General features: G+C 33.8%; 13 protein-coding genes. 12 read left to right on the forward strand and 1 reads right to left on the reverse strand.

The window, feature by feature from the left end:
* Window positions 1–130 precede the first annotated feature (130 nt).
* On the reverse strand, window positions 131–2,890 hold the full coding sequence (locus EG849_RS06235) for a PAS domain-containing sensor histidine kinase (RefSeq protein ID WP_125012219.1): 2,760 nt from the start codon (window positions 2,888–2,890) through the stop codon (window positions 131–133).
* Window positions 2,891–3,045: 155 nt separating this feature from the next.
* Here EG849_RS06235 and kaiC point away from each other — a divergent pair, with 155 nt between their 5' ends.
* The 12 genes from kaiC (at window position 3,046) to EG849_RS06295 (ending at window position 12,221) form a co-directional block, all read left to right on the forward strand.
* Window positions 3,046–4,743 (forward strand): circadian clock protein KaiC, encoded by a 1,698-nt coding sequence (gene kaiC, locus EG849_RS06240; RefSeq protein WP_125012220.1) that lies wholly within the window; start codon window positions 3,046–3,048, stop codon window positions 4,741–4,743.
* A complete protein-coding gene (locus EG849_RS06245) occupies window positions 4,740–5,030 on the forward strand; it encodes a circadian clock KaiB family protein (RefSeq protein ID WP_125012221.1) in 291 nt (96 codons plus the stop codon). The genes kaiC and EG849_RS06245 overlap by 4 nt, the downstream gene beginning before the upstream one ends.
* A 4-nt stretch (window positions 5,031–5,034) precedes the next feature.
* Window positions 5,035–5,334 carry a circadian clock KaiB family protein gene (locus EG849_RS06250; protein WP_125012222.1) on the forward strand — a complete coding sequence of 100 codons (300 nt, stop codon included), beginning with the start codon at window positions 5,035–5,037 and terminating at the stop codon, window positions 5,332–5,334.
* A gap of 2 nt (window positions 5,335–5,336) precedes the next feature.
* The gene (locus EG849_RS06255; RefSeq protein ID WP_125012223.1) at window positions 5,337–6,599 is read left to right on the forward strand and encodes a sensor histidine kinase; all 1,263 of its coding nucleotides are present in this window, start codon (window positions 5,337–5,339) and stop codon (window positions 6,597–6,599) included.
* Window positions 6,599–7,009, forward strand: coding sequence for a response regulator (locus EG849_RS06260; protein ID WP_125012224.1), 411 nt, complete (start codon window positions 6,599–6,601; stop codon window positions 7,007–7,009). The genes EG849_RS06255 and EG849_RS06260 overlap by 1 nt, the downstream gene beginning before the upstream one ends.
* A 140-nt stretch (window positions 7,010–7,149) precedes the next feature.
* On the forward strand, window positions 7,150–8,115 hold the full coding sequence (locus EG849_RS06265) for a DMT family transporter (RefSeq protein WP_125012225.1): 966 nt from the start codon (window positions 7,150–7,152) through the stop codon (window positions 8,113–8,115).
* Window positions 8,116–8,180: 65 nt separating this feature from the next.
* Window positions 8,181–8,534, forward strand: a complete 354-nt coding sequence (locus EG849_RS06270; protein WP_125012226.1) for a DoxX family protein — start codon at window positions 8,181–8,183, stop codon at window positions 8,532–8,534.
* A 107-nt stretch (window positions 8,535–8,641) separates the two neighbouring features.
* Window positions 8,642–9,994 (forward strand): sensor histidine kinase, encoded by a 1,353-nt coding sequence (locus EG849_RS06275; RefSeq protein WP_125012227.1) that lies wholly within the window; start codon window positions 8,642–8,644, stop codon window positions 9,992–9,994.
* A 20-nt stretch (window positions 9,995–10,014) separates the two neighbouring features.
* Complete coding sequence (locus EG849_RS06280) at window positions 10,015–10,839, forward strand: sterol desaturase family protein (protein ID WP_125012228.1); 825 nt, start codon at window positions 10,015–10,017, stop codon at window positions 10,837–10,839.
* Between the two features lie 102 nt (window positions 10,840–10,941).
* A complete protein-coding gene (locus EG849_RS06285; protein WP_125012229.1) occupies window positions 10,942–11,220 on the forward strand; it encodes a DUF2805 domain-containing protein in 279 nt (92 codons plus the stop codon).
* Between the two features lie 132 nt (window positions 11,221–11,352).
* The gene (locus EG849_RS06290) at window positions 11,353–11,634 is read left to right on the forward strand and encodes a DUF2089 family protein (protein WP_125012230.1); all 282 of its coding nucleotides are present in this window, start codon (window positions 11,353–11,355) and stop codon (window positions 11,632–11,634) included.
* Window positions 11,631–12,221 carry a hypothetical protein gene (locus tag EG849_RS06295; protein ID WP_125012231.1) on the forward strand — a complete coding sequence of 197 codons (591 nt, stop codon included), beginning with the start codon at window positions 11,631–11,633 and terminating at the stop codon, window positions 12,219–12,221. The genes EG849_RS06290 and EG849_RS06295 overlap by 4 nt, the downstream gene beginning before the upstream one ends.
* Window positions 12,222–12,230: the final 9 nt, after the last annotated feature.

A 12,230-nucleotide genomic window follows, 5' to 3' on the forward strand; every position in this document is an offset into this window, starting at 1 on the left:
AATTGCAATATTAACAAAACCTCAAATTAAAAAAAATCGTAAATAAAAAGAAAATAAAATTTATAAATTCAAATAGTTTCCTAATCTAAATTAAACCTGAAAGCCACTTCTACCACAAGTGGCTTTTTTTTCACCAAACTTCTCGTTCCTGATTCTGCGGAAGAAGAATTGTGAATATAGTATTTTCTTCCCTTTTTCCTGTTGCAGAAATTGTACCGTGATGTCTCTCTACAATTTTTTTACAAAGTGCTAATCCTAAACCGGTTCCTTCATAATCATCTTTTGCATTCAATCTTGAAAACACATCAAAAATTTTCTCTGAAAAACTTGGATCAATCCCAATACCATTATCAGCAACCGTTATTTTGACATATTTTTCTCCTTCTTCAGTAACTTCTAAAGAAGAATTAATTTCAATAATTGTAGGAACCTCTTTCTTTGAAAATTTCAGTGCATTATTTATTAAATTATAAAACAACTGGTGAATCAATACATCAGCACCATCAATTTCAGGAAGCTTTTCTTTTATTATTTTAGCTTGTTTTTGCTGAATTAAAAGTTCTAAATCAGACTCAATATTTTCGATTATTTTATTTAAATCAATTTTTTCAATTTTTTGCTCGGCAGATGTAAATTCTGAATACGCTAAAACACCCTCAATCATTGAAAACATTCGGTCGGTGGCGTTGTGAACTTTATTTAAGTATTTCATTCCCCGTTCTGGCAATAAATCCCCATAATCACTTTGCAACATACTGCTGAAAATCTTTATTTTTCGAACAGGTTCTTTTAAATCATGGCTAGCCACGTGCGCGAATTGCAACAAATCTTCGTTGGAGCGATACAGTTCTAATGTTCGCTCTTTAACTAATCTTGCCAATTGCTCTGCAAATAGTTTTTGTTCTGTAATATCCTGAATCACACCAATTAAGGTTATCGGAACCTTATTGTTATCAAAAATAACTTTGCCTTTGGCACGAATCCATTTTATTGATTTATCACTTCTTAAAAGTCGCGCTTCATATTCTAAACTTCCCGTTTCCAGTGATTTTTGATGCGCACTATTTCGAATTTCCATATCTTCTGGATGAATGTACGTCGCAAGTTCGCTTCTGTAAATACTATTTCCACCCCAAATTGCATCAAAACGTTCTGATTTAGTAATTAAATTGGTCGAAAAATCAACTTCATAGGAACCTAAATCAGCAGATTCGATGGCAAGTCGTGCTTTTTCTTCTGCCTCTTCAATTTTTTTTCTCGCTAAAACTTGTTGGGTTACTTCGGTTGCAACAGCGATAACTCCAGAAATGGTTCCGTTTATTTCTTTATAAGCTTCATAAACAAAATCAACATAGGCAAGTTCAATTTCGCTATTTCGTGGCAAAGTTACAGGCACTTCAAACTCATTTACCGTTTCTCCGGTTTGAAAAACACTATCTAAAAACACCTCAAAACCTTGCCCCTTTATCTCTGGCAATCCTTCAAAAATAGGTTTTCCCAAAACTTGTTCTGCTGTTTTTCCCCAAAGCTCAAGCATTTTGTCATTTGCAATTTCCACGGTATGATTTCCCCCTTTAAAAATACACATGGCAACAGGCGCCTTTGAAATAGTATTTCGAAGGTTACTTTCGCTTTCTTCTAATTTTTGCTCTGCGAGTTTTTGCTCGTGAATATCAACAACAGTTCCTACAAAACCTTCATATTCACCATTATCATTGAATTTCGGCATTGCCCTATCAATCACCCACCGGTAATTTCCGTCTTTTTGTCGAAGTCGATACGCCGCGTTAAAATATTCTTGATTGTTGTTTGCTTCTATAAATGCTTTTCCAGCACTTTCTATATCATCAGGATGCGTTGCATTTAACCAACCAAATCCTTCTGCTTCTTCTTGTGTTTGCCCCGTGAAATCATACCAGTTTTTATTTAAAAAAGTACAATAACCATCGGCTCTTGTAATCCAAATAATGGACGGAACCGCATCTGTCAATTTTCTGAAATAATTTTCTTTTTCAAATTCAGCTTTTCGAATTTCAACTTTTTCAGTAATATCCTGTAAAGTTCCATTAAAGCGATACGCTACTTTATCTTCATTAAACCAAGCCTTTCCTTTTGCAACGATAAACCGCTCTCTTTTTGTCAAAAGATTTACAATCTTATATTCCGTCTCATATTTTTCTCCCGGATACTGAATGGCTTTCTCAATAGCTTCGGCGGTTGCTTGTCTATCGTTTTCTGCTATTGCAAGAAACGCTTTTGAAAGGTCAATTTCTCCCTCCATTGAGAGTCCAAACCAATCTTTTAATCGGCCATTTCCTGTAAATCTATTCGTAATCGGATTCAAATCAAAAGTGGCCAATTCTGCGGCTTCAATTGCGAAACTCAAAAGATCTTCGCTTTCTTTCAATTTTTCGTAGTCATGGACCTTCTTTGTGTTTTCAGTACAAATAACCATCACGCCCACAATTTTACCGGCTTCATCTTTAACCGGGCTGTAACTAAAGGTCCAATAAGCATTACTTAATTTGCCATCTCTAAATAAAGGAAGCATAAAATCTTCAAGATAAACCGACTCCCCTTTTTCAATAACTTTGTTAATTAATGGACTGATGGAATTCCAAACTTCTGGCCAGCATTCTTCTGCTCTTTGAGCCAATGCTCCCGGGTGTCTTCCGTCAGCCCCTAATATTTTTCGATAAGCATCGTTGTAAAATTGAGTCAAATCATCTCCCCACCACAAAAACATCGGAAAATTTGAATTGATAATAATACTTAAGGTCGTTTTAAGACTTTGCGACCAATTTTCGATTGAACCAACTGACGTTTTCGACCAATCAAAAGTTCGAATTCGCTCCCCCATTTCACCACCTCCTGCTAAAAATCCTATCATTTTAATTTAAAATTTGAAAGAGGAAAGTTACTGTTTTTTGCTTGAACTAATTAACATGCTCAATAGATTTATTTCCTAAAATTTCCTAAACAACTTTTAAAGCTCGAAATAAAAATGTTAGATTTGAGATACCACATTCTTATAAATATTTAAAAGTGCAGAAATCTAATAAATCAAATTTAGAGACTAATAAGTTTACCTTCCCAAAGACTTTAACAGGAGTTGAAGGTTTGGATGAAATCACAGAAGGCGGTTTTCCCCAAGGAAGACCCACTTTAATCTGTGGAGGTGCTGGTTGCGGAAAAACCTTATTGTCAATGCAATTTCTTATCAAAGGAATTACAGAATATAACGAACCAGGCGTATTTATGTCGTTTGAAGAACCCTCAAAAGATTTATCTTTAAATGTAAAATCAATGGGTTTTGATCTTGAAAAATTAAAAGCGGATAAAAAACTGGTTGTGGATCACGTGCGCGTGGAACGTTCAGAAATTGAAGAAGCTGGTGAATATGATCTGGATGGTTTGTTTGTAAGGTTAGGTTATGCAATTGATACCGTAAAAGCAAAGCGCGTAGTCTTAGACACCCTTGAATCATTGTTTGCAGGATTAGACAATCAAGCCATTTTACGAGCTGAATTGAGAAGATTGTTTCATTGGCTAAAAGAAAAAGGGGTTACAGCCGTGATTACTGGTGAACGTGGCAACGGAACTTTGACGAGACAAAGTCTTGAAGAATACGTTTCTGACTGTGTTATTATGCTGGATCATAGAGTTATTGAACAGGTTTCTACAAGACGTTTGCGAATTATAAAATACAGAGGTTCCACACACGGAACGAATGAATATCCTTTTTTAATTGACGAGGACGGAATTTCGGTTTTGCCGATTACTTCCTTGAAGTTAGACAATCCGGTTTCATCCGATATTGTTTCAACGGGAGTTCCTGGATTGGATGATTTATTTGACAAAGGAGGTTTTTACCGCGGAAGCAATATCTTGGTTTCTGGAACTGCTGGAACCGCAAAAACAACAATCGCAGCCTATTTTGCTGATGAACAGTGCAGAAAAAAAGAAAAAACGGTTTACTTTGCTTTTGAGGAATCACCGCAACAATTGGTTCGAAATATGCGATCTATCGGAATTGATTTAGAACACCACATTAAAAACGGCTATCTTGAAATTCATTCATCAAGACCTTCGTTGAACGGACTTGAATTACACCTTTTGAAGCTTCGAAAAATGATTCGAGATTTCAAACCAACAACCGTTATTATTGATCCCATCAGCAATTTGATGAATGTGGGAAGTGTACACGAAGTGCGTTCTATGCTTGTACGCTTAATCGATATGTTGAAAATCAATAATATTACCACGTTTTTCACTTCTTTAAATCAACAAAATGAAGATTTCAGACCCGATCTTGCAGAAGATTCTGTCTCCTCTTTAGTTGATACTTGGATTACCGTAAGAGATATGGAAGGAATTGGCGAACGAAACAGAGGCCTTTTTATCATAAAATCTCGCGGAATGGGTCATTCTAATCAAGTTAGAGAATTTATCATAAGAGATAGCGGAATCCAGCTTTTAGATATCGAATTAGGTCCAAATGGAATTTTGACAGGTGCAGCGAGAAAATCTCACGAATTGAATAAAAAAGTTTCAAAACTAAAACTTCAAGACGAATTGAATCGTAAAGACAGAGAGATCTTAAGAAAACGTAAAATTCTGGAAGCTAATATTGAAGCGTTAAAAAATGATTTTGAATCTGCAGTTGAAGAATTGAGCATATTAAAAGCAAATGAAGGTTTGGAAGCCACTGCATCAAAAATTACGAAAGGAAAGAAAAAATGACAAAGCAACCCGCCGAATGGCAACTATTATTATACATCGCTGGAAGAACTCCAAAGTCTGAAAAAGCATTAGAGAACATAAAAAAATATGCAGAAGAACATCTGGCAGGCAAATATTCTATTGAAATCATCGACCTTTTAATCAATCCACAATTGGCGGAAGGCGATCAGATATTAGCCGTTCCCACTTTAGTGAGAAAATTTCCAGAACCAATTCGAAAAATTATTGGCGACTTATCTAATGAAGAACGTGTTCTTGTTGGCTTAAACATCAAACCCCTAAAATAACAAAGTGGAAAATTTCCAAAATAATACAGACGAATCTGGACGATATAATTTCATTCTATTTATTTCTGGAATGTCAACAAAATCGAGCAGAGCCATCGAAAATCTTCGGGAAATTTGCGACGAGCATCTTCCTGATAATTTCGATCTGCAAATTGTGGACATTACGAACGAAGAAATTCAGGCTGTTAATTATCAAATCGTTGGAGTTCCTACTTTGATAAAAACAAATCCAAATCCGAAGCGTACCATTTTAGGTGACTTATCTGATACTGATAAAGTTTTAAAAATTTTAGACCTAGCCTAACTTTGAAAGAAACACAAAAAAATACGGACCATTTACTTTCAGAAATTGAAGAACTGAAAAGCCAACTTTTTGAAGCCAATAGCATCATTGATTCCATTAAACAAGGGGAAATTGATGCTTTGGTAGTTCATAAAGAAGGAAAAGCACAGGTCTATTCGCTTGAAAGCGCCGATTACACCTATCGAATTCTTATTGAAAAATTTGGCGAAGGCGCGTTAAGCATCGCTGATAACGGAATGATTTTATATTGCAATGATTACTTTTCAAAACTTATAGGGTTAAAACCTACTAAAATCATCGGAACCTTTTTTGAAGATTATGTAGCATTTCCTTCTAAATATTATGAGCTTAAAGAGGCTATAAAAGAAGGCAATAGCAAAGGGGAGCTTACGTTAAAATTTGAAGATAAAATCGTACCAGTTTATGTTTCATTAAGTGATCTTCATCCAATGGTTTCTGCACTTGGTATTGTTGTAACTGATTTAACCGAAAAGAAAAAGCAAGAAAAAATCTTGACTTTAAATCAAAAACAATTAGAACAGAAAGTCAATGAGTTACACTTGTCTAATGTTAATTTAGAGCAATTTATTCACGTGATCTCGCACGATTTAAAAGAGCCTTTGCGAAAAATTTTGACATATACTTCTATGTTGAACGAAAATAAATCAAATCTCTTGTCTGAAAAAGAAGTTGCCAATATGAATGTGATTAGCTCGTCTGCAAACAGGTTAAATTCACTTGTGGATGATTTGGTAAAATATGCCTTTAGCGCTGTAAAAGAGGATCGGGCAAATGTGGATTTGAATGACGTTTTTAAGGAAGTTCTTGAAGATTTAGAATTGATCATCAAAGAAAATAATGCTTCCATTAAGTTTGATAACTTTCCCTTTATTAAAGGTTCAAAAGTTCAAATGAGGCAATTATTTTCTAATTTAATTTCGAACGCAATTAAATACAATAAAGAAAATCAGCAGCCTGAAATCATCATTTATTGTGATCAAGTGGATGGGGAATCGATTCAAATGCCTGAAAAAGTATATTCTAAAATAAGTTTTTCTGATAATGGAATTGGGATGAATTCTGATCATTTGGGAAAAATATTTACCATTTTTCAACGCCTTCACATGAAAAATGAATATTCTGGAAACGGAATTGGGTTGGCGATCTGTAAAAAAATAATGGACAATCATTCTGGAAAAATAGATGTAAAAAGTTCGCCTGATGGCAGTATCTTTGAACTTTATTTACCACTATTTCCCCAATAATGATAAAACTAAGAAACCTACATATCTTAATTGCAGAAGATGATTTTGACGACAGTGAAGCGATTTGTGAAAGTTTTCAAAAACATCCTCTTTTTTCTAAGGTTCAAATTGTGAAAAACGGCAAAGAGTTATTGGATTATTTAAAAAACGATACGAATTCAAAGCCGGATTTAATTTTGACAGATTTAAATATGCCTATAATTAATGGATTGGAAGTTTTAAAAGAAATTTGTAATGATCCTGATCTAAATCAAATTACCACTTTTGCTTATTCTACCGCAAGTAGCGAAATTTACAAAGCTAAATGTATTGATTTAGGTGCTAAAGCATTCTTAACAAAACCTACTGAAATAAGCGCCTTCGATGAAATCCCTCAACAAATAATTCAAATCGCTTTCAATAATCTCTGATTTACAACAAATTATGGATAGACTCTTTTATAAGAATAAATTTTATTCCTATTTTAACCTTTGATTTAACAGATTTGCAATCAAAAGCACATAATTACAACTTTCAATCCTTATCTTTGTCGGCTTTTTAAATTTAAGAAATGACAAATAATAACGTATTGAAGGGAGTTTTTTTAGTGGGTTTAGGTGCTACCAGTTATGGTATGTTAGCCACTTTTGTAAAAATGGCTTATGGTGAAGGTTATACGACCGCCGAAGTCACTTCTTCTCAATTTGTTTTTGGAATCATCGGTATCTTAATTATCAATGCTTTTCAAAGAAATAGAAACAACAATTCAGCTTTAAAAGCCAGCAAAAAAAACATCAAACAATTAATGCTTGCAGGAACTTCCACTGGACTGACAAGTATTTTTTATTATTTGGCTGTAAAATTCGATATTCCCGTTTCAATTGCCATTGTTTTATTGATGCAAACCGTGTGGATAGGCGTTCTACTAGAATGGTTTTTAGAGAAAAAAGTGCCTTCTACAGTAAAAATTATCTCTGTAATTATTGTCTTAATCGGAACCGCTTTTGCAACCAATTTAATTAATTCAGACATAAAATTAAATCCACTCGGTTTGTTCTTCGGAATGTTAGCTGCAGTATCTTTTACAACAACAATGTTTACGGCAAACCGCGTTGCAACAGAAATTTCTTCTGCGCAAAGAAGTCTATATATGCTTTTGGGAGGTGGAATTATGGTTTTAATTTTCACTTTACTTACGCAAATTATTCCAAACCAATCTCCAATGATGGCGGATGCTTTAGGTGTTTTTTCTACCGCAAAAGATTTTGATTTTGGGATTTTCTTAAAATGGGGAATCATACTTTCGCTTTTTGGAACTATCATTCCACCGATGCTTTTAAATGCTGGTTTTCCGTTAACCGGAATTGGCTTGGGAAGTATTGTATCCTCTTTAGAACTTCCTGTTTCCGTACTAATGGCTTACTTTTTATTGCAGGAACAAGTTCTTTTCATTCAATGGATTGGGATTTTGCTGATTATTTTGGCTATTGTAATCATGAATTTAAATTTCAAAAAGAAAGAAGTTTCCGTTCAGTAACTTGAAATAAATTTCTTATTCTTCTTAAATTTTAATTTTGCGTATATTCGTAAGAAACAATTCTTATGGACTTTCCTTGGCATCTTTATTTAATGGCTTCTATCTATATATTGGCTGGTTTGAATCACTTTAGAAAGCCAAAAATATACGAAAGAATAATTCCGCCATATCTTGCTCATGCAAAATTGCTAAATATTGTGAGCGGTTTTGCTGAAATTGTCTTCGGAGTAGCATTGATGATTCCAGCTTTTTCAATAATTGGAGCTTGGGGAATTATACTCCTTTTGGTTGCCTTTTTTACCGTTCACATTTATATGTTGCAAGACAAAAAAGCAGGATTTGGACTTCCAAAAGGGTTACTTTGGTTAAGAATTCCTCTGCAATTTGTTCTCATTTATTGGGCAAGTCTTTATATTTAAAACCTTTGTTTTATTTTTTTCGTAGCTAATAAATAATTGCATTATTTTGCAGTGATTTCTTAGTGGTCCAAAAACACTTTGAAAACAAATACCACAAATACCCAAAAATGAAAAGAATTTCCCTGAAGACCAGCATTGACTTGACTTTTGCTGTGTTTATGATTGCATTTATAGTGCTTGCCTACTCTACTTATAACAGAGCAGAATCGGTTCGCGAAAACCGATTGATTGTCTATCGAACAAGTAATATTAATGCAGTTTTAGAGAAAATTCTCTCAAGTACAATTGATATTGAAACCGGAACCCGAGGCTATACCATTACTGGCGACACGAGCTATTTACAAGTTTATAAAAAAGGAAACAAAAGCCTAGATGTTTGGATCGATTCGCTTCAATCCATGAACGAAACTAATGCGCTTCAATTACAAAAACTGGACACAATTAAACAGTTAATCGAATCTAGAAAAATCATCAGTGCACAAGTAATAAAAACGCGTGGAGAAGAGGGAATTGAAGAAGCGATCTCAATCATAAAAGAAGGTCGCGGCAAAGAAGTAATGGATTCTATCCGAAATTCAATCACGAATTATCAAAATGAAGCCGTTCGGATTTTATCAGAAAACTTGACACAAACGGAAGAAAACGTAAAAGCAAGAAACACCAATTTTGCACTTTTTGTAATCATTGCTTTTATTGTGGTCGTTTTTGCGTATGTAAAAATCAGACAAAATGCAAAACAACTTCTTATTGAAAAAACAATCCAAGAAAATTTAATGGATGAGCTGATAGTTCAAAATCAGCAATTGAATGATTTTGCAAACATCACTTCACACAACCTTCGTTCGCCAGCCTCGAACATTACTGCTTTAATTGCCACCATTGAAGAAAACAGCACAGTTGATGAATATAAGATGATTTTTGATATGCTGAAAAAGGTAGCCCAAAACCTAAATGAGTCCCTAAATCAATTGATGGAAGTACTTCACATCAAAAAAAATAAATTAATTGACAAAGAAGTATTAACTTTTCAGAAAATTTATTCCAAGACTTTGGAATCGCTTCAAGGAGAAATTCTAAAATCAAAAGCGGTGATTAAAGCTGATTTTTCAGCAGTTGGAGAAATTGAATATTCTAAAATCTATTTAGAAAGTATTTTTCATAACTTGATAAGCAATGCGCTCAAATATAGAGATTTAGTTAGAATTCCAGAGATTACGATTCAAACAGAAAAGAAAAACAACCACATTTTTCTTCATGTAGCAGATAATGGTTTGGGAATTGATTTAGAAAAAAATGGGCATAAAATTTTTGGAATGCACCAAATTTTCCACAATCACCCAGATGCAAAAGGAATTGGCCTTTTTATGACCAAAACCCAGATTGAAAGCATGAAAGGAAAAATATCCGTAAGCAGCGAAGCCAGTGTGGGCACCACATTTACTGTGATGTTTGCCACATAAATCACTTTAAACAAAGGAATATGAATGAAATAATTGATTATTTTTCCACAATTCCCTCTTCACACCGCGCCCTTATTCTTGTGGGCGGTATTGCCATTTTCTGGATGATAGAAAACGTTTTTCCTTTGTTTAAATTTGAATATAAAAAATGGAACCACGCCGGAATCAACATTTTTTTTACGCTGACCACCATCATTGTCAATTTTGTTTTAGCGTTTTTATTATTGCTTTCAGCCGATTTTGCTGTTGAAAAAAAGTTTGGTATTTTGCAATGGCTTCCTGAATTACCGCTTTGGCTATTTGCCTTAATCGGTTTGCTCCTTTTAGACTTAATCGGCGCTTATCTGGCACATTTGGTACAGCATAAAATCAAGTGGATGTGGCGCTTCCATTTAATCCACCACACCGATACTTGGATTGACACGACATCTGCGAACCGTCACCATCCTGGTGAAAGTATCATTCGTTTTGCTTTTACCGTTTTTGCGGTTTTAATTTCTGGCTCGCCGATGTGGCTCGTTTTTTTATACCAATCGATGTCTGTAGTTTTCTCGCAATTCAATCACGCTAATATTTCTTTACCTGAAAAACTAGACACTTTTATCAGCTACTTTATTGTCTCGCCAAACATGCACAAAGTCCACCACCATTATAGGCTGCCGTATACCAATTCCAATTATGGCAATATTTTTTCAATATGGGACCGCCTTTTCAGAACATTCACGATTCTTAAAAAAGACAAAATCATTTATGGAGTTGACACCCACATGAAACCTTCCGAAAACAACAAATTACCAAACCTAATTCAGATTCCTTTTCAAAAACATCGATCCCCAAAAAATTAATTTTAAAAAAAAACTAAACACTTGATAAAGTGATTATTTTTTTTCTTAATATTGACTAACTATTAATAAACATAAAAATTTATCTGAATTAATTTTCAAGTAATGAAAAAAGGTAAGAATATTGAATTGACTTGGGAGGAAAAAGAAAAGCTGATTACACTGGCTTTAGAAGAAAGAAATCCTTTTGAGATTATTAAAAAAGAATTAGGAATAGCCGAAAAAGAGGTTATCGAAATTATGAAAAAGAAGCTTACCGCAGATAAATTTGAACTGTGGAAGAAAAAAGCTATGGCTGCAAAACCAAAACCAAAACCACCTAAAATTGACGATTTTGACGATGATTTGGATGGAAAATATTACATCAAAAACAAATTCGATTAAAAATACAAGCTTCCTTCTGGAAGCTTTTTTTATGGATAAAACTCAATTAAATTGCACTTAAATCAAAATAAAACTAAATAAAATTCATTTTTAAATTAATTTTATTTAGTTTTGAATTAAATAAAAGCAATTATGATTCCCAAACTCCCCATTCATTGTCCGAGTTGTAGTGATTCCCTTTCTGTATCACAACTGAAATGTGAGAATTGCCAAACTACCGTTTCTGGAAACTACTCGCTTCCTTTTTACCTTCGGTTATCTGAAGAAGAACAGCATTTTATCCTGCAATTTTTTATGACCAGCGGCAGCCTAAAAGAGATGGCAACCCAAATGGGAAACAGTTATCCCACGGTTAGAAATAAATTAGACGACATCATTGAAAAAGTAAAAAAACTCAAATCTGAAAGCGCATGAAAAAATTACTTTTAAACCCTTTTGAAAAAATTTCTGAAACCAAATTGTTGCTTTTCGGAATTGCAATTACATTAATAGGCAGTTATCTTGGATATATGTTCCACGGAAGATTTATTGGAATATTTAGTTTTAAAACCAATGATGAAGTCATACTAACCCAATCACTTATTGACAACGGGATTGATTTATTTTCCATCACACTTTTTCTTTTTTTCTTCGGAAGAATCATTAACAAAAAGACGCGTTTTATTGATATTTTGATTCCTTCACTTGTGGCAAGATTGCCAATTTACCTATTGGCCTTTACAAATACCAACAACTTTATTGCTGATTTATCCAATTCTCTAATGAGTAATTTGGATGTAAAAAACCCAGCAGCTTTTCACATTGAAACAGCGGATTTAATAATTCTTTTAGTGTTTGCGGCAATTTCTATCGGATCATTGGTTTGGTCTGTGACTTTACTTTTTAAAGGTTTTAAAATTGCAACAAATTGCAAAACATCAAATCACACTTTATTATTTGCAACAGGAATTATCTTAGCAGAAGTGCTTTCTCAAACTCTTATCTATTTAATAAATTATTAAACTTTTTAC

Origin of the sequence: Flavobacterium macacae (assembly GCF_003865365.1) — a bacterium.
Taxonomy (GTDB): Bacteria; Bacteroidota; Bacteroidia; order Flavobacteriales; family Flavobacteriaceae; genus Flavobacterium; species Flavobacterium macacae.